Raw genomic sequence first — 25,104 nt, forward strand, 5'->3', positions numbered from 1 at the left:
TCAGATCATTTCTGTTGCGGAGGAACAATTGACGCGCCAAGTTTGCGTCATATCCACCCTCCAAAAAACTAGGTGTGCCTAATTTTTAATCACATAGACGCCATAATGTGCGGTTTGTAAACATAAGGTGCCAGATAAATGACCGAACTCTTAACTGCAGCCCAAATGCGCGCCATTGAACAAGCTGCGATCGACAGTGGTGAGGTCACAGGGCTGGAGCTGATGGAACGGGCCGGGCAGGGTGTTGTCGATGCGGTTTTTGCTGAATGGCCACAGCTTGCGCCTGCGGCGGGCACAGCGTGGGGGCCAGCCCCGTCGCCATTGTCACTCGGACCAATGGCGCAACAAAGGCGACCCCCGAGATATTTAGGACCAAAAGAAGAGGTAAAGCGACGTGCCGTAGTGCTATGTGGCCCAGGGAATAACGGCGGCGATGGGTTTGTTGTGGCTCGGTTATTGCATGGGCTTGGCTGGGAAGTGCAGGTATTTTTGTATGGCGATGCCGGAAATTTATCACCGGATGCGCGGGTGAATTATGAGCTGTGGTGTGTTCTGGGGGAGGTCTTGCCGCTGGATGATCAATTCACGGGTTTTCGGGAAGGTGAGCCTGACATTTATATCGATGCTTTGTTTGGGACCGGGCTCTCAAGGCCCATTGCTGGCTTGGGCAAAATATTGCGTCATCTGTGCGATTGTTCCGATGCTGGCGCTGCTCTTTCTCTGGACGAACGGCGTCCGTTTTATCCGCCTGTCGTCGCGGTTGATGTCCCGTCAGGGTTTTGTGCAGATAGCGGGCGAAGCATTGTTGCTGCGGATTTCGATCTTTGTGGTGGCGCGCGAGCTTGCTGCGTTGCAGCTGATCTTACGGTTACTTTTCACAAGCCGAAGGTGGGGCATTTTCTAGAATATTGTGCACAGCATAGCAGGAAAATAAGTGTTGTTGATCTTGGCCTCGATGATCGAACGTCCCTGTCATTAGATGATATCGTAAGCACCGATAATCGTACGTGGTCTGTGGGGAAATACATTGGTCACAAATTCTTACACGGTCACGCCCTGGTCCTCTCAGGGTCGATGGGCAGGGGCGGTGCTGCCCGTCTTGCTGCACGCGGTGCGATACGGATTGGTGCGGGTGTGGTCACGGTTGGCTGTCCACCGTCTGCATTGCTTGAACATGCCACACAATTGACCGCTGTGATGGTCCGAAAGGTGCCTGACGTCGCTGCGTTGACGGACATTTTGACCGATGATCGTTTGAACGCGATCTGTGTGGGCCCGGGCTTAGGTCTTGGCCCGCGTGAGGCAGATTTGGTTGCGGCGATACTGTCTGGAACGCGGACCGCGCGTAAGGCGGTCTTGGATGCGGACGCACTGACATTGATAAGTCGTGATCCCGATCTCATGGCTGCTTTGACCGAAAACTGTGTGATCACGCCGCATGCCGGTGAATTTGCGCGGCTGTTTCCTGATATCGCAGAACGGCTCGCCGCTCCGGTGACGACGGGGCCAGTATATTCAAAGGTGGACGCGACACGAGAGGCGGCAAAGCGCGCAGGCTGTGTCGTTCTGTTCAAAGGGCCGGACACGGTAATTGCGCATCCTGATGGACGCTGCAGCATCAATGCGGCGCTTTATGATCGGAACGCTCCGTGGTTGGCAACAGCGGGAGCTGGCGATGTGCTCGCAGGGTTTATCACGGGATTACTTGCCCGCGGGCTTGATCCAATGCAGGCGGCAGAATCAGGTGCTTGGTTGCATGTAGAATGTGCACTGTCGTTCGGACCGGGGTTGATTGCCGAGGATTTACCCGAAGAATTGCCGAAAGTTTTCCGCGAATTGGGCGTTTAGACACGAAAAAAGACGCGTTGGGGGACGCGCCTTTCTCTCGAGTAACCTGTTCGATGTCTTGTGGTCGTGGGGTTATGCGCCCGCGATCATCTCAACGCCGTCAGCGTAGATGATGTGTTCGCGGTCGAATTCGATGTGGTACACGGTCATTTCGCGTGCACCGGCTGCGGCCAGAAATTCACCGTCAACCAGACGCTCGGCGGCGACGCTTGCAGATGACGTCCCGAACAGGGCTTCTGCACGCCAGTCGCGGATATGAAGCTTGGCACCGGCCGTTACCATCATGTCGCGGTCAGGTCGCGTATGGCCCAAAGACCCTGCTTTGATGCGGATCGGCTGCATTTGGGCTTTCTTCATTGTGATGTTCTTCACAACGCTCATGCCGCTGTCACGGGTGATGACACGATCGCCGACTGAAAGATGCTCAACCGGCATTTCGCCGTCCAAAGTCATGATAGAAGTGCCTGCGCAAATACCGGTGTGAACGGCTGTTTTTGCGTCTTGGCGTTCTGTCTCAACTGTCATTTCAGTATGCATTATCGTGTCCCCGAGTTCGTTCGCTTTGTTGAAATCAGGTTTGTTGGCCAAATGTGGCGACATTGCGTTAAGTCAGGGTTCATTTTTAGATGATTTTTCTGCTCGCATCCCCCTGCGACCTTTGCTAGACAGCGCCCAACCTAGCGGGGCAGGCCCGAAAACCTGCCCCGTTTGATCATTGCGGGTGTGGCGGAATTGGTAGACGCACCAGATTTAGGTTCTGGCGCCGCGAGGCGTGGGGGTTCGAGTCCCTTCACCCGCACCAAAGTTTTGAAGATGAAGGACATTCCATGCAGGTCACAGAGACCCTGAACGAAGGACTGAAGCGCGGTTACGCGATCACGGTCACTGCCGCTGAACTTGACGCTAAAGTCGAAGAAAAGCTGAAAGAAGCCCAGCCTGAAGTTGAAATGAAGGGTTTCCGTAAAGGGAAAGTCCCTATGCCGATGCTGCGCAAGCAGTTTGGTCAGCGCGTTATGGGCGAAGCGATGCAAGAAGCCATCGACGGCGCAATGAACGAGCACATGGAAAAATCCGGTGACCGTCCTGCTGCACAGCCAGAAATGGTTATGGCCGACAAAGACTGGAAAGAAGGCGACGACGTCAACGTCAACGTTTCCTACGAAAAACTGCCGGACGTGCCTGAGACTGATTTCTCCAAGATCAAACTCGAGCGTATGGTTGTGAAAGCCGACGACGAATCTGTGAAAGAAGCATTGGATAACCTCGCGTCCAACGCGCAAAACTTCGAAGATCGCAAAAAAGGCTCTAAAGCCAAAGACGGCGACCAAGTTGTATTCGACTTCTTGGGTAAAGTAGACGGCGAAGCCTTTGAAGGTGGCGCTGCTGAAGATTACCCACTGGTTCTTGGGTCCAACTCTTTCATCCCGGGCTTCGAAGAAGGTCTGGTTGGCGTGAAAGCTGGCGAAGAGAAAGACGTCGAAGTGTCTTTCCCTGAAGATTACCAAGCCGCACACCTTGCTGGTAAAGCTGCTGTGTTCGAATGCAAAATCAAAGCAGTCAAAGAACCAAAAGCTGCTGAGATCAACGACGAGATGGCAAAGCAGTTCGGCGCAGAAGACCTTGATGGTCTGAAAGCGCAGATCACAGAGCGTCTTGAAGCTGAATACGCTGGTGCATCCCGCGCGGTTACAAAGCGTGCATTGCTCGACCAGTTGGACGGCGTTGTTGACTTTGAACTGCCAGAATCACTTGTAACGGCTGAAGCGAACCAAATCGCGCACCAGCTGTGGCACGAAGAAAACCCAGACGTTCAGGGCCACGATCACCCTGAAATCGAAGCAACTGACGAGCACAAAGCGCTTGCAGGTCGTCGCGTGAAGCTGGGTCTGCTGTTAGCTGAAATCGGTCAAAAAGCACAGGTTCAGGTATCTGATTCTGAAATGACACAAGCGATCATGAACCAGGCGCGTCAGTACCCGGGTCAGGAAAAGCAGTTCTTCGAATTCGTTCAGCAGAACGCACAGTTCCGTCAGCAGCTTCAGGCACCAATGTTTGAAGACAAAGTTGTTGATCACATCTTTGAAGCAGCGACAGTCACTGAAAAAGAAGTCAGCAAAGACGATTTGCAGGCTGCGGTTGAGAAGCTCGAAGAAGAGTAAATCCCAGCTTGAAATCAATTGGAAAAGGCGTCCCAGTCGGGGCGCCTTTTTTCGTTTCAGGCCCGTAAGGTATGGAAACCATGACTGTTTTCCGAAACGTAGGTGGTTCTCAGCTTCACTTTTGTCGTCTATCGTTTGATCATTGCTTTCGAGGAGACGAATTTATGAAGACAGTTATTCTGGCGGCGGTTGCTGCCCTTGGTTTTGGTTCAAGCGCGGTCGCGTGCCCCAACTTCAACATACAGGCCGCAGAGGCTTATTCCGCCTCTGGCGCGCAGTTGCGGTCGCCGAAGACATTCAGCGTTGTGGCTGGTGGCGAAAACTACGTTTGGAATTGTTCGAACGTGCGTCCGGGGACGGATCAAGGGGCAGGGTACTTCACATCCCAGCCAGATTTTTCGTTCACCCTGTCTGGTATGTCCGGTCTGCGTTTGGTGGTCAGCGCCGTCAGCGAATGCGATTCTGCTCTGCTGATCAACACGTCATCCGCCAACTGGTACTATGACGACGACGACAACGGCAATCTTGACCCGAAGATCGTCCTCACGCGTCCCGTTGATGGTCGCATCGACATTTGGATGGGCACCTACGACGGCGAGTATTGCAATGCCAACCTGCGTCTGGAAACTTTCGCGCGCTAAGCAAAGCTAGGGAATCTTAAGAAGGGCCGCAGATTCCCTGCGGCCCTTCGTCGTTTCTAGGTCAAAGCGTGATGCGGAACAGCGCGAATCCTGTGTCGCTTGTGCCAGCTTCTTCAATCGACACACCCGGAACGTCGGCCGCATAAGCCGCACCCGCAGGGCCCGTTTCAAACAGAACCGTCGTGTCGTCCATGCTTGCAAACGACCAGTTTGCGTCGGCGGCAGGGCTGACCGTGCCTTTGTCCACGATGTAACGCACGATGACGTCGCGGTTGGTGTCTGGACCTTCAAAGATCACCGTGCTGCCATCGGCACCAGGGAAGCTGCCGCCACCAGAAGCGCGGTAGTTGTTTGTCGCGATGATGAACTCCTGTGCCGGATCAACAGGTTGGCCTTCAAACGTCAGGTTCACGATGCGGTTCGCATCTGCGTTCACAACAGCCCCGTCACGGTCAAACTTAGATGGTTGGGACAGGTCGATTTGGTATTCGACGCCGTCCATCACATCAAAGTTGTAACTCGGGAAGTCCGGGTTCAGCAACGTCGCATCGGATGCGCCAGCTTCAACCTGATTGAACATACCCGCAGAGCGTTCCAGCCAATCTTTAACCTGCGCGCCCGTCACCTTCACCGCGCGTACGGTGTTCGGATAGAGGTACAGATCGGCCACGTTCTTGATCGCGACGTCGCCCACCGGCACGTCGGTGTAGTATTCTGGACCGCCACGGCCACCGGCTTTGAATGGTGCTGCCGCAGATAGGATAGGCAGGCCTTCGTAATCGGTGCCGACCATCTGGTCTTTGATGTACCAAAGCTGTGCGTTGGACACGATTTGCACGGACGGATCATCTGCCACCAAGGCAAAGTAGCTGTGCAATGCCGCGTCAGTTTTACCAACGGCGCGTCGCACATAGGCGAGCGTGTCGTCGTGGTCCTGCTGCACGGAAGCCAGCACAGTTTCGTCGCTTTCAACCAAGGCTGTCACGCTGCGATCTTCGTTGCGTTGTGAAATCGGACGGGCCTCGGATGTGTGCGACAGAATACGCCAGCCGTTGCCGTCGCGTTCCAGCAGCAGATCAACCAGACCCATGTGGCTGCCCCAGAACCCACCCATAACGCCGGGTTTGCCTGAAATCGTGCCTTTTTCAACGTCGAGACCATCAAGATCTGCGTATTTGGATGATGGGAAGACGAGGTGGCTGTGACCGGTCAGAATTGCGTCGATGCCATCAACAGCGGCCAAAGGAATCGCTGCGTTTTCCATGCCGTCTTCTGCGTTCGCAGACCCGATACCTGAATGGCAAAGCGCCACGATGATATCGCAACCTTCTTCGCGCATTTGCGGCACATAGGCTTTGGCTGTCGCCACGATGTCGCGGGTCTGCACGTTGCCTTCAAGATGCTTGCGGTCCCAGTTCATGATCTGTGGTGGAACAAAGCCGATCATGCCGATCTTGATCGGGTGGCTTTCGCCGTTCCCGTCGGTGATCATCTTGTCCATGATCACGTATGGCTTGATCAACGTGGTATCTTCGCGTGGGGTCGCGCCCATTTCTTTGACGACGTTCGCGCTGACGACGGGGAAGTCGGCACCGGCGAGCGCTTTCATCAAAAAGCTGATGCCATAGTTGAATTCGTGGTTGCCCAACGTGGACGCATCAAAGCCCAGCGTGTTCATCGCAGTGATGACGGGATGCATGTCGCCGTCTTTCATGCCGCGTTCATAGGCGATGTAGTCGCCCATCGGGTTACCCTGCAGGAAATCACCGTTGTCGATCAGCAGTGAATTCGTAGATTCGGCCCGGACTTCACCGATGATGGATGCGGTGCGCGCAAGACCAACCGTATCGACCGGCTTGTCTGCATAATAGTCATACGGAAAGACGTGGACGTGCAAATCTGTGGTTTCCATCAAGCGCAAATGGGCCTGATTGCTAGCTGCACTGGCAGAGAATGGATGCATGGCGATAAGACCAGCAGTCCCAGCCAAAAAGCCGCGACGATTCATTGTAAGTGTCATGGTTTCCCCTTTTTTTCCCACTAAAGAGGATGAACGTAACAGAAATTCCACGACAGGGTGAAAAATCTGCACCCAAATCTGATGACGTGACGGTAGGTTCAGGAAATGCCTTGTTTTTAAGAGGTGCAGTGCCGGTTTCGGTCACAATCACACCGCAACAAAAAAGGCCGCAGCTTGCGCTACGGCCTTTTCAAATTCATCGCAGTGCGACTTAGTCTTCGTCGGAACGCGGGGCAGGTGCCTCGTCGCCGTCGTCGTCCATTTGCGCGCCACCGATATCGTCGAACAGTTCGTTGATCTCGAACTCAGCTGCTGCTTCTTCTTCAGCTGCCAGTTCTTGGATCGACTTACCAGCCGCTTGCAGTTCTGCTTCTTCAGCGGAACGTGCAACGTTCAGCGTGACTTCAGCAGCAACTTCTGGGTGCAGGTTCACGGTTGCAGTGTGCAGACCAAGATCCTTGATGCCAGCGGCCAGAACAACCTGACGCTTGTCGATAGTGAAACCTTCAGCATCCGCAGCTTCGGAAATGTCACGTGGTGTAACAGAACCGTAAAGCGACCCTGCGTCAGACGCAGACCGGATGATGATGAAGGACTGACCATCAAGCTTTTCAGCCAATGATTCTGCTTCTTTTTTGGTTTCCAAGTTGCGTGCTTCGAGTTGTGCTTTTTCAGCTTCGAAACGTGCCATGTTGGCAGCATTCACGCGCAGTGCTTTGCCTTGTGGCAGCAGGTAGTTACGTGCGTAACCTTGCTTCACAGACACAACTTCGCCCATTTGGCCAAGCTTTGCGACGCGCTCAAGTAGGATAACATCCATTGTGTAGTCTCCTTACTTTACAGCGTATGGCAGCAGGGCAAGGAAACGCGCGCGTTTGATCGCACGAGCGAGCGCACGCTGGTTCTTGGCACCAACAGCTGTGATACGGGCTGGAACAATTTTACCGCGCTCAGAGATGTAGCGCTGCAAAAGGCGAGTGTCTTTATAGTCGATCTTAGGCGCGTTTTCGCCCTCAAACGGATCAGACTTACGACGACGGAAAAATGGTTTAGTAGCCATGATTAATGTCCTTTCCTGATCCGATTAGCGACGTTCACGTGGACCGCGGTCCCGCTCGTCACGTTTTTGCATTTGAACTGAAGGACCTTCAGCGTGCTGATCGACCTTGATGGTCAAAACGCGCATCACGTCTTCGTGCAGGCGCATCAGACGCTCCATTTCTTGTACAGCAGGTGCAGGTGCATCTGTGCGCAAGAAGGCGTAGTGGCCTTTACGGTTCTTGTTGATTTTGTACGCCATTGTTTTGACGCCCCAGTATTCGTTCTCCAACAGTTTACCACCGTTATCGGACAGAACAGTACCGAAGTGTTCAATCAGGCTTTCTGCTTGCGTGGCGGACAAATCCTGACGCGCAATCATAACATGCTCATATAGCGGCATGCGATCTCCATTCATGTTCAGCGCATTTCATAGAGAGGGGCATCTCAGGTCCACCGCACCCCAATCACGAGAGACTGCGCAGTTCATATACGTTGCAGCGGACGGTGCCTTATACAGCCGACGTATCGCATTGCAAGTAACGATGAGACCCATTTCAGCGATAAAAACCACGGGATTTGGACGCGTTAACGATTTTTTTACCCTTTTTCGTGTTTTGCCTCGGTGTTGCCCTGATCTTGCCCTGATCTGATCGTCACTTGGACCGGCAAGCTAGGGGAGAACGCAACAATGTCAGATGCAACAATAAGCACATCCAAGATGCACGCACCAACGCCGTGTGATTTGCCACGCGACGGATTTTGCACAGAAGAAACCCATTGGGGTTACATCGTTCGTTCGACGAACGACACGGGCCACAGCATGATCTTCACCCAGTCGCTTAGCTTGATTGCTGGTGCTGCCCTTTTGGCTGCGGCCCTTGGTATGTGGATCATTCCGGGCATGTTGTTCAGCGTGGACGCATTGATGATGCGCCTGTTCGCAACGATTGTGTTTGTAGCCGCATCCGCACTGCTGCTGTGGTACGCAAGCCGTGGTACAATCTCTGAAATTCAAATCGACAACGCACGCGGTGAAATCCGCGAAGTCATCCGTAATCACACGGGCCGTATGTCCTTGCTGGCTTGCTACAGCTTCGATTCCATTGGCAAAGTTGTGCTGGAACCAAGCGCCAAGAACGGCCCAGCCAGCCTTGTGCTGCTCTATCGCAATTCATCCGAAAGTGTTGAAGTCGCGACTGGCCGCGAAGGGGCGTTGTCGACCCTTCATGACCGCATCAGCCGAGACGTGATCGTAGGTGCCAACGCGATCGCAAAACGCAAAGCCGACATCGACGCTTTCAAAGATGCCGCTTAATTCCCCCTAAGTCGCTCAAATAACTGACATTCAGGCGCGATTCTTCCAACGGAAGGGTCGCGTTTTTTCTTTTATCCACACGTCATGTTCAAAAATGCAGAATTGAGTGGGCAGGGAAGCTTTGCAATTTACAGGTCATCAAATGCACCACGACCGGCATTGACCACACCTAGGAGCTACCCGATGAAAAATATTGTACTCGCCGCCGTATTGGCCGCCCCATTCGCAACTGCTGCTGCTGCTGCCCCAGAAGCTTACGCTTTGAACGAAAGCCACAGCCAGATCGTTTTCTCTTATAACCACGCTGGTTTCTCGACAACTTACGGCATGTTCTCCGGTTTCGGCGGCGAGATCATGTTTGACGCTGAAGACCCAGCCGCATCTACCGTTTCCGTCACATTCCCTGCCGAATCCATGATCACAGGCTGGGACGCGCGGTCAGGTCACTTCCTGCAGTCCGGTGACTTCTTCAAGCTTGGCGAATTCCCTGACGTGACATTCGAATCCACATCCATCGAAGTGACAGGCGACGCGACAGCGAACATCACAGGCGATCTGACGCTGAACGGCGTGACACAATCTGTCGTTCTTGAAACTGTTCTGAATGCGCAGACGGAAGAATATCCATTCCCACCGTACCAAGGCAGCAAGGCCATTGGTCTGGACGCGACAGTGACGCTGAACCGCTCGGATTATAACTTGGGCATGTTTGCACCATTCATTCCGAACGAAATCCCGCTGGCAATTTCTATCGAAGCGGTTGCTGCACAGTAATCTGCCACTTGGTTAAAAATAGAAAGGGCCGCGCAGTGATGCGCGGCCCTTTTGTGTGTCTGAGGGATGGCGCGTTAGTTGCGCGTGGCTGTCAGTGCGATGGCGACATCAACATCAAATCCCAAAGACGCGGCATCCGATTGGCTTTCGCCCACGTTGAAGACCTGCCGGTCTAACGTCAGCCCGCCTGTCATCGTAGCTGTCTCAACGTCAATCACCAGATCAAACGGCATTTGCACAGGAACTGTCGTGCCTTTGATCGTGACGCTACCGTCTGCGATATAGCTGTCGCCGTTAGGTTTGATATCAGCAGTGAAGGTCGCAGTGGGATGCGCCTCAACGTCGAAGTAATCTGGTTTCATCGCATCCGCCGTGACAGAGCCAAGCGTCAAAGACCCAATTGAGATCACCGTCGTGACATTGCCCATGACGTCCGCGGGCGCAGGGTCAAAGCTAATATCAGACGTCCAGTCAGCGAAATTGCCAGTCACGGCGCTGCCAAACTGCGATATTGTGATGGCGATCTCGCCTTCTTGCACAGCCCATTCGGATGCGACCGCTTCCAGCGCGGCAGATTCAACCGCTGGTCCGTCGTGCTTTTCAAGAAAGCCCAGCCCGTATGCGGCAAATCCTGCAGCGACAAACGCAATCACCGCGATCAACGGCGGTGCCGCTTTGGTTACATGTGGCGCGACTGTGGGTGCATCGCCTTTACCAAACCACATCCGACGTAGCGTGGCGTCTTTATCGACAACCTGATGTTTCAAAGCGCCCGCAATGTGCAGCAAGATGGATGCCACCATCAATTTACCAAACATCCAGTGCAGGCCCGCAAAGGTGTGGGACAGTGCTTCGGACTTTGGGACGAAGAACAGCGATTGACCGAATGGCCACCAGATCGGGGCAAAACCTGTTGTCGCGGCATGTTCGATCCAACCGGTCAGCGGAACAGCAACAAGAGAAATGTAGAGCACCCAATGGATGACTTCGGCCAGAAGCGTTTCGGCTTTGCGTTCCGGATGAAGCGGTCCGGGCTTGTCTTGGGTGACGGCCCATAAAATGCGGAGTAGGGCGACGAAAAAGACCGCGACCCCGAGCGTCTTGTGAAGTGAAAACACAAATGCCTTGGTGGCCAATTGATCGCTCGTTTCAAAAGGCAAGCCGTTTGCAATGACGCCAAGCGGGATGATCGCAAGGATCAAAAGTGCGGTTAGCCAGTGAAAAGACTTCGTGACGGTATGGTAGGTGGTGGGATGTGACATGGTTAAATCCTTGGTCGATACGCGCCCAATTTACGACGAACAGGGTGTCTGCGGCAGGCCGATAATCGCACAACGCCTGTGCACGCCTTGTGCACGGGTTGTGCACGCGTATCACAGGGCGGCTTTCCTTGTGTGCAGGGCGTCGTCAGGCTATTGCAAGGGAAAGAGTTTAACAAAGTGGGGACGCGCAAGATGCGGGCATTTGTATTTCCGGGACAAGGGGCGCAAGCCATTGGGATGGGTAAGGCTTTGGCCGATGCTTATCCAGCGGCGGCACAGGTTTTCGCCGAGGTGGATGACGCCTTGGGTGAAAAGCTGTCAGACCTGATCTGGACCGGCGATATTGCGGATTTGACCCTGACCAAGAATGCACAACCTGCATTGATGGCGACGTCGCTTGCAGCGATGAAAGCGCTGGAAACAGAAGGGGTTACGATCTCTGCGGCAGATTTCGTGGCAGGTCATTCGCTGGGCGAATATTCTGCTTTGGCCGCAGCCGGTGCGCTATCGATTTCCGACACTGCGAAACTGTTGCGCCTGCGCGGTGCCGCGATGCAAGAAGCCGTGCCTGTGGGTGTTGGCGCGATGGCCGCTTTGCTGGGTTTGGATTTCGCGACGGCACAGGCCGTGGCGGAAGAAGCGGCACAGGGCGAAGTCTGTCAGGCCGCAAATGACAATGATCCGAGCCAAGTCGTTGTTTCTGGACATAAAGCTGCCGTCGAACGCGCCGTTGAAATCGCAAAAGAGAAGGGCGCAAAACGCGCAATGCTCTTGCCAGTTTCCGCGCCATTCCACTGCGCATTGATGGGGCCAGCCGCCGATAAAATGGCCGCAGCTTTGGCAGACACAACGATCAACGCACCAGCGGTGCCGGTCGTGGCGAACGTCGTTGCAGAAGCGGTGACTGACCCTGATCAAATCCGCAAATTGCTTGTGGATCAGGTCACAGGATCCGTGCGCTGGCGCGAAAGCGTGTTGTGGATGGGCGATCAAGGTGTTGATCAGGCTTGGGAAATCGGGTCGGGCAAGGCCCTGTCCGGTATGATCCGCCGCATCAACAAAGAGATCGCGTCGCGCAATGTCGGCACGCCAGAAGACGTCGCAGCCGCTGCTGCCTCACTTTCATAAAATAGATTAAGAAGGGATCGAAGATGTTTGATCTGACTGGGAAAAATGTACTTTTGACAGGCGCGTCTGGCGGCATTGGCGGGGCGATTGCCCACGCGCTGCACGATGCTGGGGCGACCGTGGCGTTGTCAGGCACACGGGTTGAGCCGCTTGAAGCCTTGGCTGCTGAGCTGGAACGCGCGCATGTGCTGCCATGTAACCTGAGCGATGCGGACGCGGTAAATGCACTGCCGAAACAAGCAGTTGAGGCGATGGGGTCTGTCGATATTCTGGTGAATAACGCTGGCATCACACGCGACAACATCTTTATGCGGATGTCCGAAGAAGAATGGTCATCTGTCCTAGAGGTCAACCTGACTTCCACGATGCGTCTGTGTAAAGGCGCGATCCGCGGCATGATGAAATCCCGCTGGGGTAGAATCATCAACATCTCTAGCGTCGTTGGCGCGACCGGAAATCCGGGGCAGGCGAACTACGCCGCGTCCAAGGCCGGCATGGTTGGCATGTCCAAATCCATCGCTTACGAAGTCGCCAGCCGTGGCATCACCGTCAATTGTATCGCGCCAGGATTCATCACCACGCCGATGACTGAAAAGCTGACTGACGACCAAAAATCAGGTATTTTGAACAATGTACCAGCGGGTCGCATGGGCGATCCGGCGGAAATCGGCGCAGCTGTGCTGTATTTGGCCAGTAATGAGGCCGGTTATATGACGGGCACGACCTTGCATGTGAACGGTGGCATGGCCATGTTGTGATCCACGCCCCATCGTCCGGTGGGGTGTTGAAAATGTTTGCCTCGCAGAAATTCTCTGTTATAGGCCACGCAGATCAAGAAAGGACGTTGGGTAACTAACGTCCAAAACCGGGTCACAGACCCAACAGAACGTGAGGATTAGTCCATGAGCGACGTCGCAGACCGCGTACGCAAGATTGTTGTAGAGCATCTTGGTGTAGAAGAAGACAAAGTAGTTGAAGGTGCATCCTTCATCGACGATCTGGGCGCAGACAGCCTCGACACTGTTGAGCTGGTTATGGCTTTTGAAGAAGAATTCGGCATCGAAATTCCTGACGATGCTGCCGAGACTATCCAGTCATTCGGCGACGCTGTTAAGTTTATCTCTGCAGCACAGTAATTCGTCTTAAGTGACGTAAAGAGCGGCCCTGCTTCACGCAGAGGCCGCTTTTTCTTTTTTAAGGATGATGCGCCCGAGGCCGTCAGTTTCGCTGACGTCGGCAAGGTCGCGCACCAACGGGATCGGCAAGGGCGCGTCGAAACGAACGCCGCAATATAGTTTGTTTGACCAAGCGATCGCCCCCATCCGCCAAGCGCCTGCAAGGAAAATGCCTGCGTCTTGATCAATCGCGACGGTGGACGTGTGCCAATACCGGACTTTTGCACCATGGCAGTTAAGATCAAGCACTTCGGCTTCGTAGACGTTTTTATCTATGACCAGATGACTGTCGATCTGCGTGGCGAACCGTTTTGATCGGCGTTTTTTTAGACGCGCGCGCATGCGCATCCATGCAATGACTTGTCTGCCGGCAAAGACGATACCCACAATCATCAGGATCGACAGAAAGGCAGTTTGTACGGGTTTTTCGACAAGAGGTTCTTTGACGGTGATTTCTTTGCGGTCGACTGTTTTCCCGTCGATTTCGCGGCCTTCCGCATCACCGGGCAATTGTCCGTTGATCAGGCCACAAGGCATGTGACTAAGCGCGATGGTCGCTTCCCTGAGCACAGCCGACCACCGGTCTGTCCGGAATGACAGGGCAAACTGGCCGATTGATTTTTCTGAGATGCCTTCGACAGATCTTTGCGCCATGCTGACCAGTGCAATTAGGCGATTTGTGTCAGTCCGGTCGGTGTGATCCGCGAGCGCAAGCGTTGCGACACGAGTGCTGAGCGCCGCAAGGTCATTAATCAGAATGATTTGATTGTATGGCGCGCTTTCACTAACCGGATCCGTGCGAAGGTGCCCAATGGTGGTTTTGATCCGTGCGATGCGATTTACAGCACTGCAATCGACCGCCGCGTGTAACACGCATGGTGCTACCGACATGATCAGTATGAGTGCTAACAAGTGACGCACGTTTTCTACCTATACGCTTTTCAGGACCTTCATTGGCATAGATCGGTTAACGCCCCGTGAAATTGCCTGCTCCCCTTGCTCCTTTGGGCGGCTGTGGGGTAAGAGAGGCTTGAAAAACCACGCGAAGAGGTGAGGGCAGTTCATGCGTCGTGTTGTTGTGACTGGATTGGGGCTCGTCACCCCGTTGGCCGATGGCGTTGAAGCTACTTGGTCTCGGCTATTGGATGGTCAATCGGGCGCTGGTCCGATTACTGGTTTTGATGCGAGTGCATTGGCCACGACCTATGCATGTGAAGTGCCGTTGGGCGATGGGTCAGATGGCACATTCAATGCTGATACCTATATGGCGCCGAAGGATGCCCGTAAGGTTGATGAATTCATCCTGTTCGGGATTGCAGCAGCTCAACAAGCTGTCGAGGATTCAGGATGGGTGCCTGCTGACGATCAAGATCGCAACCGCACAGGTGTGCTGATCGGGTCCGGCATCGGTGGGTTGAAATCCATTTCTGATACCGCTGTGATGATCAAGGAAAAGGGACCGCGTCGCGTGTCACCTTTCTTTATTCCCGGTGCGCTGATCAACCTGATTTCTGGCCAAGTTTCTATCAAGTATGGCTTTAAAGGCCCGAACCATTCGGTTGTGACGGCCTGTTCAACTGGTGCCCACGCGATTGGCGATGCGGCCCGTTTGATCAAATACGGCAATGCTGACGTGATGGTTGCGGGTGGTGCTGAAGCTGCCATTTGCGAAGTTGGTATTGCTGGCTTCAACGCGTGTAAGGCGTTATCCACAAAACGCGCTGATGACCCGAAAGCCGCGTCCCGTCCTTACGATGCTGATCGTGATGGATTTGTGATGGGCGAAGGCGCTGGTGCTGTTGTTCTGGAAGAATACGAGCATGCTGTTGCACGTGGTGCCACGATCTATGCCGAAGTGCTGGGGTATGGTCTATCTGGTGACGCGTACCACATCACGGCCCCATCCGAGAGCGGAGAAGGCGGTGAACGGTCCATGCGTATGGCGCTGGAAGATGCTGGCCTGACGCCAGTTGATCTGGATTACATCAACGCGCATGGCACGTCGACAATGGCCGATACCATTGAGTTGGGCGCTGTTGAGCGGCTGTTGGAAGATCACGCATCCAAAGTGACCATGTCGTCGACAAAGTCAGCGACAGGTCACCTGTTGGGGGCTGCTGGCGCAATTGAAGCGATTTTCTCGATCCTTGCGATCCGTGATCAGGTCGCGCCGCCGACGATCAATTTGGATAACCCAGCCGTTGAAACTCCTGTTGATTTGGCACCAAACGCAAAACGCGAGCGCAAGATCGATATCGCTCTGTCCAACAGTTTTGGTTTCGGTGGCACAAACGCCAGCGTGATCTTTGGGAAGGTTTCCTAAATGTGGCGACACATTGCGTCTAACGCACTGACTTTGTTCATTGTTCTGTTGTTTCTTATTGGTGGTGCGATTGTTTGGGGATCGGGGCAGTATTCTGCCCCCGGTCCGCTGAGCCAAGCGATCTGCCTGCGCGTTGAAAGCGGGTCCAATATGCGTATCGTCAGCAATACGCTGGACGAACAGGGCGCTGTTTCGTCTCCGACCATCTTCCGCATCGGTGCGGATTATTCCGAGAAGGCGAGCCAGTTGAAGGCAGGATCGTTCTTGGTCGAAGCGGGTGCGTCGATGGAGCAGATCATTGATCAGATCACCCGTGGCGGTCAAAGCACCTGCGGTACAGAAGTTGTGTACCGTGTTGGTGTGACCCGCACGACCATTCAGGTCCGCGAGCTTGATCCGTCAACGAACCGCTACGCTGAAATTGTCCGTTTCAATCCAGCGGAAGACGAAACGCCTGTGGCTTATACCGAAGTGAAAGAAGAGGCCGATACACGCTATCGTGCCTTGATCGCGGAAGGTGTGACAAGCTGGCAGGTTGTTGATGCGCTGAACGGTCTTGATTTGCTCGGCGAAGATTACGCTGATTTGCCTACTGAAGGGTCACTGGCACCTGACAGCTATGAATTCAGCCCTGGTGATCCGGTCGCGTCCATCATCGACCGCATGACCGAAAGCCAGACCCGTATTCTTGCGGAAGCGTGGGCCAACCGTGCTGACGACTTGCCGCTGAACAGCCCCGAAGAGGCGCTGATCTTGGCCAGTATCGTGGAAAAAGAAACGGGTGTCGCGGAAGAACGCCGTCAGGTTGCCAGCGTCTTTACCAACCGCCTGAACCGCGGCATGCGCCTGCAAACTGACCCGACCGTGATCTACGGGATTACCGAAGGGCAGGGCGTATTGGGCCGTGGTTTGCGCCAAAGCGAATTGCGTCGTGAAACGCCATGGAACACCTACGTGATCCCTGCTTTGCCACCCACGCCAATTGCCAATCCGGGCCGTGCCAGCATCGAAGCGGCGCTGAATCCTGACACAACCGAGTTCATCTTTTTTGTTGCTGACGGCACCGGTGGCCACGCTTTTGCGACCAATTTGGATGACCACAATAGTAACGTTGCGCGGTGGCGTGAAATCGAGGCTGAGCGAGCAGCGAACTGACGCAACAACCCTAGGTTGAAATTTGATTTCTTGTCACGAGGGCCAAACGTTTAAAGGCGTTTGGCCCTTTTGCATGGGCGAAAGGATTTGTTAATTTGCCCGCTCGCTGCCCATGGCCGCAACATTGACCTGACGTGTCCGATTTCGCTACTTTGGATGCAGGCTAGTAGACCATCCCCAGAGTTTTCTCTCACAGTTTGGACGTTGTGTGTGGGGTGGTTTCTCGACTGTACGGAAGTCTCCGACAGGCATTAGCAGCATGAAAAAACAAGACAACCCAGACCCCGATAGGGAAGAGGCAGCGCGACTACGCATTTCTCAGATCGCTGATCTATTTTCGGAAATGCGCATTTTGTTGGCGAGGTGGTTAGACGAAGCCGGTCCGGCAGCGGACGCGTCGACCAAGCAAATGATGACCAAAATCAACGAACTCCAATCGACGCATCTGATGGTGCTGCGCGCAGAAGAGGTATTCCATGAAAAGTACGGATCACCAGACGCCGACACCGGCATCGATTACGACGACGCAAGGGATACCATCGGGCGCGAACTGGATCGCTTGCGGGCCTCAATTGGTCCAAAGGACGTTTCTGGAAAGCCTGACGCCGGATCAGATTGAAGCGCTTCCCTATCTGTTTGATTTCTGGGCCATGCCACATCAGCGCCCACCGGCTGGTGATTGGCGGACGTGGGTGATTATGGGCGGTCGCGGTGCGGGAAAGACCCGTGCCGGTGCTGAATGGGTCCGCGGTATTGCCGAAGGTCCGACACCTACGGCCACTGGCCGCGCCCGACGCATTGCCATTGTTGGCGAGACCGTGGATCAGACCCGTGAGGTTATGATCTTTGGTGAGAGTGGTATCCTCGCTGTATCTCCGCCAGATCGCAGGCCGAAGTGGATTGCCGGTCGCAAGATGCTGGAATGGCCCAATGGTGCCACCGCGCATGTGTTTTCCGCCCATGACCCTGATGCTTTGCGCGGTCCGCAGTTTGATGCGCTGTGGGCGGATGAGGTTGCGAAGTGGAAGAACGGCGAAGACGCGTGGGACATGCTTCAGTTTTCTTTACGGTTAGGGCATTGCCCGCAGGCCTGTGTCACGACGACCCCCCGCAATGTGCCTGTGTTGAAGGGGATATTGGAACGCCCCAGTACGGTGGTCACACATGCCCCTACCGAAGCGAATGCCGCGAACTTGGCTGAAGGATTTCTGGAAGAGGTCCAGTCCCGCTATGCAGGCACGCGTTTGGGTCGCCAAGAGCTGGAGGGCGTGCTGCTGGCCGATGCTGAGGGCGCGATGTGGACGACTGCGATGATGGCCGACGCGGTGGCGGATGATTTGCCTGAGATGGACCGGATTGTCGTCGCGGTTGACCCGCCTGTCACGCACAAGGGGAATTCGGACGCCTGCGGGATCATTGTGGCCGGTGCTGTGACGCAGGGGCCGGTGCATACATGGAAGGCCTACGTGCTGGCTGATCTGACGGTGCATACTGAATCCCCAACCGAATGGGCCAAGATGGCAATTGCCGCTGTGGATCGTTTCGACGCCCAACGGTTGGTGGCCGAGGTCAATCAAGGCGGGGACATGGTCAAGACGATCATTCAGGGCATTGACCCGTTGGTGCCGTATCACGCGGTCAGGGCGCATAAAGGCAAAGCTGCCCGCGCTGAGCCCGTCGCCGCTTTGTACGAACAGGGACGTGTGTCGCATGTGCGGGGGCTCGGCGCGTTAGAGGACCAGATGTGTTTGATGACTCATCAGGGCTTTGTCGGATCCGGATCGCCCGACCGTGTAGATGCGCTTGTCTGGGCTTTGCGTGATCTGGTGATTGATCCTGCATATGGCTGGCGCGCCCCGCGTGTCCGTACGTTGGGTTAGGGTGTTGCGCAGCCCAGCGAACGGGCCGTTTGATCCTTCTCAAGAACTGTACCGCATATTGTTTTCATAGCAGCGAACGACGGTTCAGTCCGACGCACACTTCAAGGAGACGCGAATGTTTGAACTTCTCAACCGGGCATCGGGCAGCAAAGAGGCTGCAGCGCAAGCGGCCCCAGCCGCGAAGGCGTCAGCTACCGGACCTGTCGTTGCGATGCAATCATCGGGCCGTGTGGCTTGGTCTCCGCGTGATACGGTATCGCTGACGCGCAATGGGTTTAACGCAAACCCGATCGGGTTTCGGGCGGTTAAGATTATTTCGGAAGCTGCGGCTGCATTGCCATTGGTCGTCCAAGACCGCCTGCGTCGTTATGATGTGCATCCGGTGCAGGAATTGCTGGGCCGTCCGAATATGTCGCAAGGCCGCGCCGAATTGTTTGAAGCATTGTTTGCCCAGATTTTGCTGACGGGCAACGGGTATCTTGAGGCCGTCGCGGATGAAGGGCTGCCTGCCGAGATGCATGTGCTGCGTTCCGACCGGATGAGCCTGATCCCTGGAAAGAACGGCTGGCCTGTCGCGTATGAGTATAACCTTGGCGGTCGGAAGGTTCGTTTTCCGGTGACCGAAGGTTTGTCCACGGTTTGTCATATCAAAAGCTTCCATCCGCAAGACGACCATTACGGGTTTTCCGCCATGCAGGCCGCGGCCAATGCTGTGGATGTGCATAATGCCGCGTCGCGGTGGTCGAAGGCATTGCTTGATAACGCCGCCCGTCCTTCAGGAGCGATCATCTACAAGGGTGCCGAAGGGCAGGCGCAGCTGACCAATGATCAATACACCCGTTTGGTTGATGAGATGGAAAGTCAGCATCAAGGTGCTCGCAATGCCGGTCGACCGATGTTGCTGGAAGGGGGGCTTGATTGGAAACCCATGGGGTTTTCTCCGTCCGATATGGAATTCCAAAAGACGAAAGAGGCCGCCGCCCGCGAGATATCAATTGCATATGGTGTGCCGCCGATGTTGCTGGGTATTCCTGGCGATGCCACCTATGCCAATTATCAGGAAGCGAACCGTGCATTTTACCGCCTGACGGTGCTGCCGTTGGCCACTCGTGTTACTAGTGCGATTGCCGATTGGTTGTCGGACTTCACAGGCGAACGGATTGATGTGCGGCCCGATCTTGATCAAATACCCGCCTTGTCTGCCGAACGTGATGCGCAATGGCGCCGTGTTGCTGATGCATCCTTCCTAAGTTCTTCTGAGAAGCGCAGTTTGCTTGGTCTTCCAGCGCTGGAGGTCAGCGATGACGGGTAAGATAGTTGATCTCGACGGGCGGTCCAAGAAAGCACCGCACCCGCCACCTGTTTCTGATTTCTGGTTTGCTCAGTTGGACGTCCGCCTTGGTCGGATCGAGTTCATGGTTGCCAGATTAGAGTGGCAAATTCTGCTGATTGCTTGCGGTGCCTTTGGGCTGCTGGTTCTTGAAATTGTTCAAGCCATTCGTGGCTTCTGAAAAGGACGAAACATGCATTTAGAACACAAATACTGTCAGCTTGGGCCTGAAGTGAAGGTCAAAGATGGCACCGAAATTTCTGGATACGCGTCGCTGTTTGGTTTGACGGATCAGGGAGGCGATGTCGTCGATTGCGGTGCCTATCAGCAATCGCTGGGGTTTTCGAAATCCAAAGGCCGCACCATCAAGATGCTTTGGCAGCATGATCCGACCCAGCCGATTGGTGTGTGGGATGAAGTGCGAGAGGATGCAAAGGGCCTGTGGGTCAAAGGCCGATTATTGCCGGATGTCGCCAAGGCCCGCGAAGCTGCAGCATTGCTTGGAGCTGGTGCGATTGACGGTCTGTCAATTGGATACCGCACAGTGAAATCAACCAAGGATGACACAGGCAAACGTCATCTGTCCCAACTTGAACTGTGGGAAGTGTCGCTTGTGACGTTTCCCATGCTTCCCGATGCCCGGGTGGGCGCAAAAGGGGATGATCCCGATGCGCCGGACCTGCGCGAACTGGCGGCTGTCCTAACCGATGCCCGCCTGACTATCGCCCGTGTCTAGGGCCGTTAGCGCAAGCTGCAACTGATCAACACGTAAGGAGTGGAAGATGACCACAACCGGGAACGCGTCCCGGGCCGGGAAAGGCATGTCTGATGACATGTCTCCGGCCCAAGAGTTGCGGGCTGCCTTGGGCGGCTTCGTGGCTGAATTCAAAGATTTCTCCAACGGCGTCAGCGCCAAACTTCAAAAACAGGAAGACCGCATGAACAAGCTTGATCGAAAGACCTTGATGGCTGCACGCCCGTCGTTGGCCGTATCCGCTGAAATGGATGCACCGCATCAAAAGGCATTCGCTGCCTATTTGCGATCTGGCGATGATGACGGGTTGCGTGGCCTCGACGTCGAAGGCAAGTCGCTGAACACGGCTGTTGCTGCTGACGGCGGATATCTGGTGGATCCGCAGACGTCTGACACGATCAAAGGCACGTTAAGTGCGACGGCGTCCATCCGTGCGATTGCACAGGTGGTGACGGTGGATGCGACATCGTTTGACGTCTTGGTCGACCATACAGATATGGGTGCTGGTTGGGCCACCGAGACGGGCGGGCTGACAGAAACAGATAGTCCGCAAATCGACCGGATCACGATCCCGCTGCACGAACTGTCAGCGCTGCCCAAAGCGTCACAACGTCTGCTGGACGATACAGCGTTCGACATCGAAGGTTGGCTTGCTGGCCGTATCGCGGACAAGTTTGCCCGGTCTGAGGCCAACGCGTTTATTGCTGGCGATGGCGTCGATAAGCCGAAGGGTCTGCTGACCTATCCAACCGTCGACAATGATGTTTGGGCTTGGGGCAACCTTGGCTATGTGCCGACTGGTTCCGTTGGTGGGATTGATAACGCTGATCCGATTGTGGATCTCGTCTATGCCGTCGGCGCCCAGTACCGTGCGAACGGCACCTTCGTGATGAACTCAAAAACAGCTGGCACGATCCGCAAGCTGAAAGACAATGATGGCCGATTCTTGTGGTCAGATGGTCTGGCTGCGGGCGAACCTGCGCGTTTGATGGGGTATCCAGTCCTGATCGCCGAAGACATGCCGGACATTTCCGGTGATGCATTTGCCATCGCGTTTGGTGACTTCGCGACAGGTTACACTGTCGCGGAACGCCCTGATCTGCGTGTGCTGCGTGATCCGTTCTCTGCCAAGCCACACGTGCTGTTCTACGCCACGAAGCGCGTCGGCGGTTCCGTGTCGGACTTTGCCGCGATCAAGCTGCTGAAGTTCGCGACCAGCTAAGGCTGATGTCGTGAAACGGGGCGGTCTGTCACGGCCCGTCCCACCCCGGATGCACGTCCGATCTATGCAGCGTCGTCTAGCTGCTCCCTTCCGTCCGAGCGGCGTTGTGGGTGTGCATCCGGTCAACCAAAGCCGAAACCGCAGGATTAGTCGGAGTTTCCCATGATGTTAGTCGAACAGACCACTGTGCCCGCCGAGGCCCTTCCGGTCGCCCAATTCAAAGACCACATGCGGCTGGGGTCCGGTTTTGCCGATGATGATTTACAGGACGGATTATTGGAAACCCATCTAAGGGCCGCCATTGCTGCGATTGAAGCGCGCACCGGGAAAATCCTGATATCGCGTGAATTTGCATGGACCATTTCGCAATGGCGCGATGTGTACCGCGAACCGCTGCCGATTGCGCCAGTTGCTGCCATTACAGAATTTGTCCTGATTGATCGTTACGGTGTCGAAACGACGGCCCCTGCATCGGGTTGGTCGCTTGCACCGGACACCCATCGTCCGCGTTTGATCGGTGTTGATGGTCCTTTGGCCGTTGTGCCGCAAGACGGGTCTGTCCGTATCGGGATGCTGGCTGGCTTTGGCGCGGAATGGTCAGACCTGCCTGAAGATCTGGCACAGGCCACATTTCTGTTGGCGGCCCATTTCTACGAATTCCGGCATGCGGGACAGGGGGGTGATATCCCCCTTGGCGTTGCTGCCTTGATTGCCCCGCACCGCAATGTTCGCTTGTTTATGGGAGGTCGGTCATGAGCTTACCACGTTTGACGCTCCAGATGATCCTCGAAGACCCCGTCCGCACGGATGATGGCGCGGGTGGTTATGTGACGACATGGCAGCCACTGGGTATGCTGTTTGCGGACGTCAAATCCGGCACCGGGCGTCAAAGCGGTGATTTGGTGGCGACGCTGTCGAAGAACACGGTGCGTGTGATTGTGCGCGCCGCTGTGGTCGGCGCACCGTCGCGTCCTAAAGCGGGCCAGCGGTTCCGCGAAGGCCAATCGACCTTTCGCATTGATGCGGTCGCGCCGTTTGATCGTGGTGCCCATTATCTGACGTGCTTTGCCGTCGAGGAGGCCGTCGTATGACCTATGCTGTCAGCGCGGCCTTGCAGACCGCGATATTCGAGACCTTGGCCACGGACCCTGCAGTGACAGCGCTTGTGGGCGACGCGGTTTACGACACGGTGCCTGCAGGGGCGCGGCCAGAGCTGTATTTGGCATTGGGACCAGAGCAGGTTCGCGATCAGTCCGATATGACCGGCGCAGGCGCTTTGCATGAATTTGTGATCCGCGTTGTGTCTGAAAAGTCCGGCTTTGCCCGTGCCAAACAGGTGGCGGCTGCCGTGTGTGACGCATTGCACAATGCCGATTTGACGCTGACCCGCGGCGCATTGGTCTATCTGCAATTCGCGAAAGCCCGCGCAACTCGTGCTCGCACGGGTGATGCCCGCCAAATTGATCTGACGTTCCGCGCTCGTGTTTGTGACGGCGCACCCGTAACTCCCTGATAAATATAGGAGGACACCCTATGGTGGCCCAAAATGGTAAAGACCTATTGGTCAAAATCGACATGACCGGTGACGGATCGTTTCAGACGGTGGCAGGGCTGCGGGCGACCCGTATCAGCTTTAACGCCGAAAGCGTGGATGTGACATCGCTGGAAAGCACCGGTGGCTGGCGTGAATTGCTCGCGGGGGCAGGCGTGAAGACCTGCGCGATCTCTGGCTCTGGCGTTTTCAAGGACGCCGATAGCGACGAACGCGCGCGCCAGATTTTCTTTGACGGTGAAACGCCGGATTTTCAGGTGATCATTCCGGATTTCGGCACTGTCGAAGGACCGTTCCAGATCACGTCCGTGGAATATTCCGGTGCTTACAATGGCGAGGCGACATATGAACTGGCAATGGCGTCCGCTGGCGCGATCACCTTCACGGCGTTGACCTGATGGCGAACCCTTGGGCTGGCGAGGTCACGATCACGGTGGATGGTATTCCGCATATCTGCAAGCTGACCCTTGGGGCTTTGGCGGAACTTGAGGACACGCTGGGCGAGGACACTTTGGTGGCTTTGGTCCAGCGGTTTGAAAACGGCGCTTTTGCCAGCCGTGATGTGATGGCGTTGATTGTGGCTGGTCTGCGCGGAGGCGGGTGGACAGGCTCCCGCGCGGATTTGCTGACAACCGAGATTGGCGATGGACCTGTGGGGGCGGCGAAGGTGGCTGCCCAATTGCTGGCCCGCGCTTTTGGCGGTGGATCATGAAGTTTGATTGGCCAGCGCTGTTGCGTGCGGGGGTGCGCGGTCTTGGGTTGCGGCCTGATCAGTTCTGGCGGCTCACCCCTGCCGAATTTCGCCTGATGCTGGGGATTGATGCAGGATCGGGGCCGATGGGACGGGCAGCACTTGATGCATTGTCCCAAGCTTATCCGGATACAAAAAGGACATCTGAGGATGGATGATTTTGATGACGATACGTTTGGTGGTGCTGCAGAAGATGCCGCCCGTCTGACGGCTGAAATCCGTGAAATGCGTGTCGCCTTTGCCGAGACGTTCAAGGAAGCAACGAACCTTGATAGCGGCCTATCGAATGGGTTGCGCAAAGCGTTCGACGGGTTGGCCTTTGACGGGCTGAAACTCAGCGATGCGCTGAACATGGTTGCCCGCAATATGATTGATACGGCCTATGCGGCTGCGATCAAACCTGTCGCCAATGGTTTTGGCAGCGCGATTGCCGACGGGATCAGCGGGATAGTCGCAAATGTGATGCCCTTCAAGGATGGCGCACCGTTTTCGCAAGGCCGCGTGATGCCCTTTGCCTTGGGTGGTGTCGTCAGTGGCGCGACCACGTTCCCGATGCGCGGTGGTACGGGCCTGATGGGCGAAGCGGGGCCAGAGGCGATTATGCCCTTGGCGCGCGGTGCCGATGGCCGCCTTGGTGTGCGTACTCAGGGGGGCGGGGGTGTGAACATCAACATGAATATCTCGACCCCTGATGTGGCGGGTTTTGCACGCTCGCAAGGTCAGATCGCCGCCCGCGTTGCCCGTGCGATCGGGCAAGGCAACCGAAACCGATAG

At 55.4% G+C, this 25,104-nt stretch carries 30 protein-coding genes and 1 tRNA gene; 24 read left to right on the top strand and 7 right to left on the bottom strand.

All coding sequences use genetic code 11. From position 1 onward, the window contains the following. Nucleotides 1–138: 138 nt before the first annotated feature. Nucleotides 139–1,848 carry an NAD(P)H-hydrate dehydratase gene (locus tag AC0L7R_RS07760; protein WP_473660071.1) on the top strand — a complete coding sequence of 570 codons (1,710 nt, stop codon included), beginning with the start codon at nucleotides 139–141 and terminating at the stop codon, nucleotides 1,846–1,848. Between the two features lie 72 nt (nucleotides 1,849–1,920). Here AC0L7R_RS07760 and AC0L7R_RS07765 read toward each other — a convergent pair whose 3' ends face one another. Next, the gene (locus AC0L7R_RS07765; protein WP_247128136.1) at nucleotides 1,921–2,385 is read right to left on the bottom strand and encodes a Hint domain-containing protein; all 465 of its coding nucleotides are present in this window, start codon (nucleotides 2,383–2,385) and stop codon (nucleotides 1,921–1,923) included. Between the two features lie 180 nt (nucleotides 2,386–2,565). On the opposite strand from AC0L7R_RS07765, the gene AC0L7R_RS07770 reads away from it, so the two are divergent. The 3 genes from AC0L7R_RS07770 to AC0L7R_RS07780 all read left to right on the top strand — a co-directional run bounded on the left by AC0L7R_RS07770 (nucleotide 2,566) and on the right by AC0L7R_RS07780 (nucleotide 4,648). Then, nucleotides 2,566–2,650 (top strand) — tRNA-Leu (locus AC0L7R_RS07770). Nucleotides 2,651–2,675: 25 nt separating this feature from the next. After that, nucleotides 2,676–4,007 carry a trigger factor gene (tig, locus tag AC0L7R_RS07775; RefSeq protein ID WP_348108945.1) on the top strand — a complete coding sequence of 444 codons (1,332 nt, stop codon included), beginning with the start codon at nucleotides 2,676–2,678 and terminating at the stop codon, nucleotides 4,005–4,007. Between the two features lie 164 nt (nucleotides 4,008–4,171). Further along, on the top strand, nucleotides 4,172–4,648 hold the full coding sequence (locus tag AC0L7R_RS07780; RefSeq protein ID WP_473660073.1) for a hypothetical protein: 477 nt from the start codon (nucleotides 4,172–4,174) through the stop codon (nucleotides 4,646–4,648). A gap of 61 nt (nucleotides 4,649–4,709) precedes the next feature. On the opposite strand, the gene AC0L7R_RS07785 is transcribed toward AC0L7R_RS07780, so the two are convergent. The 4 genes from AC0L7R_RS07785 to rpsF all read right to left on the bottom strand — a co-directional run bounded on the left by AC0L7R_RS07785 (nucleotide 4,710) and on the right by rpsF (nucleotide 8,109). Continuing rightward, nucleotides 4,710–6,668 carry a bifunctional 2',3'-cyclic-nucleotide 2'-phosphodiesterase/3'-nucleotidase gene (locus AC0L7R_RS07785; protein WP_473660075.1) on the bottom strand — a complete coding sequence of 653 codons (1,959 nt, stop codon included), beginning with the start codon at nucleotides 6,666–6,668 and terminating at the stop codon, nucleotides 4,710–4,712. Between the two features lie 211 nt (nucleotides 6,669–6,879). Then, a complete protein-coding gene (gene rplI, locus AC0L7R_RS07790) occupies nucleotides 6,880–7,488 on the bottom strand; it encodes a 50S ribosomal protein L9 (RefSeq protein WP_473660077.1) in 609 nt (202 codons plus the stop codon). A gap of 12 nt (nucleotides 7,489–7,500) precedes the next feature. Beyond that, nucleotides 7,501–7,728, bottom strand: coding sequence for a 30S ribosomal protein S18 (rpsR, locus tag AC0L7R_RS07795; RefSeq protein WP_055293050.1), 228 nt, complete (start codon nucleotides 7,726–7,728; stop codon nucleotides 7,501–7,503). Between the two features lie 24 nt (nucleotides 7,729–7,752). Continuing rightward, a complete protein-coding gene (rpsF, locus tag AC0L7R_RS07800) occupies nucleotides 7,753–8,109 on the bottom strand; it encodes a 30S ribosomal protein S6 (RefSeq protein WP_247128997.1) in 357 nt (118 codons plus the stop codon). 288 nt (nucleotides 8,110–8,397) lie between these two features. Between rpsF and AC0L7R_RS07805 the strand changes: the two genes are divergently transcribed. Next, nucleotides 8,398–9,024, top strand: a complete 627-nt coding sequence (locus AC0L7R_RS07805; protein WP_348108949.1) for a hypothetical protein — start codon at nucleotides 8,398–8,400, stop codon at nucleotides 9,022–9,024. Between the two features lie 183 nt (nucleotides 9,025–9,207). Further along, a complete protein-coding gene (locus tag AC0L7R_RS07810) occupies nucleotides 9,208–9,798 on the top strand; it encodes a YceI family protein (protein ID WP_473660079.1) in 591 nt (196 codons plus the stop codon). Between the two features lie 74 nt (nucleotides 9,799–9,872). Here the strand turns inward: AC0L7R_RS07810 and AC0L7R_RS07815 are convergent, their stop codons facing one another. Further along, nucleotides 9,873–11,060 carry a cytochrome b/b6 domain-containing protein gene (locus AC0L7R_RS07815; RefSeq protein WP_473660081.1) on the bottom strand — a complete coding sequence of 396 codons (1,188 nt, stop codon included), beginning with the start codon at nucleotides 11,058–11,060 and terminating at the stop codon, nucleotides 9,873–9,875. A gap of 192 nt (nucleotides 11,061–11,252) precedes the next feature. Here AC0L7R_RS07815 and fabD point away from each other — a divergent pair, with 192 nt between their 5' ends. The 3 genes from fabD to AC0L7R_RS07830 all read left to right on the top strand — a co-directional run bounded on the left by fabD (nucleotide 11,253) and on the right by AC0L7R_RS07830 (nucleotide 13,324). Further along, nucleotides 11,253–12,188: an ACP S-malonyltransferase gene (gene fabD, locus AC0L7R_RS07820; RefSeq protein ID WP_473660083.1), complete on the top strand. Its 936-nt coding sequence runs from the start codon at nucleotides 11,253–11,255 to the stop codon at nucleotides 12,186–12,188. A gap of 23 nt (nucleotides 12,189–12,211) precedes the next feature. Next, nucleotides 12,212–12,946: a 3-oxoacyl-[acyl-carrier-protein] reductase gene (fabG, locus tag AC0L7R_RS07825; RefSeq protein WP_473660085.1), complete on the top strand. Its 735-nt coding sequence runs from the start codon at nucleotides 12,212–12,214 to the stop codon at nucleotides 12,944–12,946. 144 nt (nucleotides 12,947–13,090) lie between these two features. Further along, nucleotides 13,091–13,324 (top strand): acyl carrier protein, encoded by a 234-nt coding sequence (locus AC0L7R_RS07830; protein ID WP_183528003.1) that lies wholly within the window; start codon nucleotides 13,091–13,093, stop codon nucleotides 13,322–13,324. Nucleotides 13,325–13,357: 33 nt separating this feature from the next. Here AC0L7R_RS07830 and AC0L7R_RS07835 read toward each other — a convergent pair whose 3' ends face one another. Continuing rightward, nucleotides 13,358–14,275, bottom strand: a complete 918-nt coding sequence (locus tag AC0L7R_RS07835) for a hypothetical protein (protein ID WP_473660087.1) — start codon at nucleotides 14,273–14,275, stop codon at nucleotides 13,358–13,360. A 151-nt stretch (nucleotides 14,276–14,426) separates the two neighbouring features. Here AC0L7R_RS07835 and fabF point away from each other — a divergent pair, with 151 nt between their 5' ends. From fabF to AC0L7R_RS07910, 15 genes are all read left to right on the top strand, one after another. Further along, a complete protein-coding gene (gene fabF / locus AC0L7R_RS07840; RefSeq protein ID WP_473660089.1) occupies nucleotides 14,427–15,686 on the top strand; it encodes a beta-ketoacyl-ACP synthase II in 1,260 nt (419 codons plus the stop codon). Then, nucleotides 15,687–16,841 carry an endolytic transglycosylase MltG gene (mltG, locus tag AC0L7R_RS07845; protein WP_473660091.1) on the top strand — a complete coding sequence of 385 codons (1,155 nt, stop codon included), beginning with the start codon at nucleotides 15,687–15,689 and terminating at the stop codon, nucleotides 16,839–16,841. A gap of 259 nt (nucleotides 16,842–17,100) precedes the next feature. Beyond that, nucleotides 17,101–17,460: a hypothetical protein gene (locus tag AC0L7R_RS07850; protein WP_247128988.1), complete on the top strand. Its 360-nt coding sequence runs from the start codon at nucleotides 17,101–17,103 to the stop codon at nucleotides 17,458–17,460. Further along, nucleotides 17,414–18,721, top strand: a complete 1,308-nt coding sequence (locus AC0L7R_RS07855) for a terminase large subunit domain-containing protein (RefSeq protein WP_473660093.1) — start codon at nucleotides 17,414–17,416, stop codon at nucleotides 18,719–18,721. Before AC0L7R_RS07850 ends, AC0L7R_RS07855 begins: the two co-directional genes overlap by 47 nt. A gap of 115 nt (nucleotides 18,722–18,836) precedes the next feature. Continuing rightward, nucleotides 18,837–20,033, top strand: coding sequence for a phage portal protein (locus tag AC0L7R_RS07860; protein ID WP_473660095.1), 1,197 nt, complete (start codon nucleotides 18,837–18,839; stop codon nucleotides 20,031–20,033). After that, nucleotides 20,023–20,232, top strand: a complete 210-nt coding sequence (locus tag AC0L7R_RS07865) for a hypothetical protein (RefSeq protein WP_247128985.1) — start codon at nucleotides 20,023–20,025, stop codon at nucleotides 20,230–20,232. Before AC0L7R_RS07860 ends, AC0L7R_RS07865 begins: the two co-directional genes overlap by 11 nt. 12 nt (nucleotides 20,233–20,244) lie before the next feature. After that, the gene (locus AC0L7R_RS07870) at nucleotides 20,245–20,787 is read left to right on the top strand and encodes an HK97 family phage prohead protease (protein WP_473660097.1); all 543 of its coding nucleotides are present in this window, start codon (nucleotides 20,245–20,247) and stop codon (nucleotides 20,785–20,787) included. 46 nt (nucleotides 20,788–20,833) lie between these two features. Continuing rightward, nucleotides 20,834–22,027: a phage major capsid protein gene (locus tag AC0L7R_RS07875; protein ID WP_473660099.1), complete on the top strand. Its 1,194-nt coding sequence runs from the start codon at nucleotides 20,834–20,836 to the stop codon at nucleotides 22,025–22,027. Nucleotides 22,028–22,189: 162 nt separating this feature from the next. Continuing rightward, on the top strand, nucleotides 22,190–22,783 hold the full coding sequence (locus tag AC0L7R_RS07880) for a head-tail connector protein (protein WP_473660101.1): 594 nt from the start codon (nucleotides 22,190–22,192) through the stop codon (nucleotides 22,781–22,783). Further along, nucleotides 22,780–23,118 carry a phage head completion protein gene (locus tag AC0L7R_RS07885; protein ID WP_473660103.1) on the top strand — a complete coding sequence of 113 codons (339 nt, stop codon included), beginning with the start codon at nucleotides 22,780–22,782 and terminating at the stop codon, nucleotides 23,116–23,118. The genes AC0L7R_RS07880 and AC0L7R_RS07885 overlap by 4 nt, the downstream gene beginning before the upstream one ends. Continuing rightward, entirely contained in the window at nucleotides 23,115–23,540 is a 426-nt protein-coding gene (locus AC0L7R_RS07890; RefSeq protein WP_473660105.1) for a tail completion protein gp17, read from the top strand. Before AC0L7R_RS07885 ends, AC0L7R_RS07890 begins: the two co-directional genes overlap by 4 nt. 20 nt (nucleotides 23,541–23,560) lie before the next feature. Then, a complete protein-coding gene (locus AC0L7R_RS07895; protein WP_473660107.1) occupies nucleotides 23,561–23,977 on the top strand; it encodes a phage major tail protein, TP901-1 family in 417 nt (138 codons plus the stop codon). Next, nucleotides 23,977–24,291 carry a GTA-gp10 family protein gene (locus AC0L7R_RS07900; RefSeq protein WP_473660109.1) on the top strand — a complete coding sequence of 105 codons (315 nt, stop codon included), beginning with the start codon at nucleotides 23,977–23,979 and terminating at the stop codon, nucleotides 24,289–24,291. The genes AC0L7R_RS07895 and AC0L7R_RS07900 overlap by 1 nt, the downstream gene beginning before the upstream one ends. After that, nucleotides 24,288–24,488 carry a rcc01693 family protein gene (locus AC0L7R_RS07905; protein WP_473660111.1) on the top strand — a complete coding sequence of 67 codons (201 nt, stop codon included), beginning with the start codon at nucleotides 24,288–24,290 and terminating at the stop codon, nucleotides 24,486–24,488. The genes AC0L7R_RS07900 and AC0L7R_RS07905 overlap by 4 nt, the downstream gene beginning before the upstream one ends. Continuing rightward, on the top strand, nucleotides 24,481–25,104 hold the full coding sequence (locus AC0L7R_RS07910) for a phage tail tape measure protein (protein ID WP_473660113.1): 624 nt from the start codon (nucleotides 24,481–24,483) through the stop codon (nucleotides 25,102–25,104). The genes AC0L7R_RS07905 and AC0L7R_RS07910 overlap by 8 nt, the downstream gene beginning before the upstream one ends.

The sequence above is a fragment of the Yoonia sp. D2-7 genome (assembly GCF_055809435.1).

Bases quoted from the DNA above. Each gene is read 5' to 3' on its own strand.
- AC0L7R_RS07760 (WP_473660071.1), top strand. From the start codon at position 139: ATGACCGAACTCTTAACTGCAGCCCAAATGCGCGCCATTGAACAAGCT.
- AC0L7R_RS07765 (WP_247128136.1), bottom strand. From the start codon at position 2,385: ATGCATACTGAAATGACAGTTGAGACAGAACGCCAAGACGCAAAAACA.
- tig (WP_348108945.1), top strand. From the start codon at position 2,676: ATGCAGGTCACAGAGACCCTGAACGAAGGACTGAAGCGCGGTTACGCG.
- AC0L7R_RS07780 (WP_473660073.1), top strand. From the start codon at position 4,172: ATGAAGACAGTTATTCTGGCGGCGGTTGCTGCCCTTGGTTTTGGTTCA.
- AC0L7R_RS07785 (WP_473660075.1), bottom strand. From the start codon at position 6,668: ATGACACTTACAATGAATCGTCGCGGCTTTTTGGCTGGGACTGCTGGT.
- rplI (WP_473660077.1), bottom strand. From the start codon at position 7,488: ATGGATGTTATCCTACTTGAGCGCGTCGCAAAGCTTGGCCAAATGGGC.
- rpsR (WP_055293050.1), bottom strand. From the start codon at position 7,728: ATGGCTACTAAACCATTTTTCCGTCGTCGTAAGTCTGATCCGTTTGAG.
- rpsF (WP_247128997.1), bottom strand. From the start codon at position 8,109: ATGCCGCTATATGAGCATGTTATGATTGCGCGTCAGGATTTGTCCGCC.
- AC0L7R_RS07805 (WP_348108949.1), top strand. From the start codon at position 8,398: ATGTCAGATGCAACAATAAGCACATCCAAGATGCACGCACCAACGCCG.
- AC0L7R_RS07810 (WP_473660079.1), top strand. From the start codon at position 9,208: ATGAAAAATATTGTACTCGCCGCCGTATTGGCCGCCCCATTCGCAACT.
- AC0L7R_RS07815 (WP_473660081.1), bottom strand. From the start codon at position 11,060: ATGTCACATCCCACCACCTACCATACCGTCACGAAGTCTTTTCACTGG.
- fabD (WP_473660083.1), top strand. From the start codon at position 11,253: ATGCGGGCATTTGTATTTCCGGGACAAGGGGCGCAAGCCATTGGGATG.
- fabG (WP_473660085.1), top strand. From the start codon at position 12,212: ATGTTTGATCTGACTGGGAAAAATGTACTTTTGACAGGCGCGTCTGGC.
- AC0L7R_RS07830 (WP_183528003.1), top strand. From the start codon at position 13,091: ATGAGCGACGTCGCAGACCGCGTACGCAAGATTGTTGTAGAGCATCTT.
- fabF (WP_473660089.1), top strand. From the start codon at position 14,427: ATGCGTCGTGTTGTTGTGACTGGATTGGGGCTCGTCACCCCGTTGGCC.
- mltG (WP_473660091.1), top strand. From the start codon at position 15,687: ATGTGGCGACACATTGCGTCTAACGCACTGACTTTGTTCATTGTTCTG.
- AC0L7R_RS07850 (WP_247128988.1), top strand. From the start codon at position 17,101: ATGAAAAAACAAGACAACCCAGACCCCGATAGGGAAGAGGCAGCGCGA.
- AC0L7R_RS07860 (WP_473660095.1), top strand. From the start codon at position 18,837: ATGTTTGAACTTCTCAACCGGGCATCGGGCAGCAAAGAGGCTGCAGCG.
- AC0L7R_RS07865 (WP_247128985.1), top strand. From the start codon at position 20,023: ATGACGGGTAAGATAGTTGATCTCGACGGGCGGTCCAAGAAAGCACCG.
- AC0L7R_RS07870 (WP_473660097.1), top strand. From the start codon at position 20,245: ATGCATTTAGAACACAAATACTGTCAGCTTGGGCCTGAAGTGAAGGTC.
- AC0L7R_RS07875 (WP_473660099.1), top strand. From the start codon at position 20,834: ATGACCACAACCGGGAACGCGTCCCGGGCCGGGAAAGGCATGTCTGAT.
- AC0L7R_RS07880 (WP_473660101.1), top strand. From the start codon at position 22,190: ATGATGTTAGTCGAACAGACCACTGTGCCCGCCGAGGCCCTTCCGGTC.
- AC0L7R_RS07885 (WP_473660103.1), top strand. From the start codon at position 22,780: ATGAGCTTACCACGTTTGACGCTCCAGATGATCCTCGAAGACCCCGTC.
- AC0L7R_RS07890 (WP_473660105.1), top strand. From the start codon at position 23,115: ATGACCTATGCTGTCAGCGCGGCCTTGCAGACCGCGATATTCGAGACC.
- AC0L7R_RS07895 (WP_473660107.1), top strand. From the start codon at position 23,561: ATGGTGGCCCAAAATGGTAAAGACCTATTGGTCAAAATCGACATGACC.
- AC0L7R_RS07900 (WP_473660109.1), top strand. From the start codon at position 23,977: ATGGCGAACCCTTGGGCTGGCGAGGTCACGATCACGGTGGATGGTATT.
- AC0L7R_RS07905 (WP_473660111.1), top strand. From the start codon at position 24,288: ATGAAGTTTGATTGGCCAGCGCTGTTGCGTGCGGGGGTGCGCGGTCTT.
- AC0L7R_RS07910 (WP_473660113.1), top strand. From the start codon at position 24,481: ATGGATGATTTTGATGACGATACGTTTGGTGGTGCTGCAGAAGATGCC.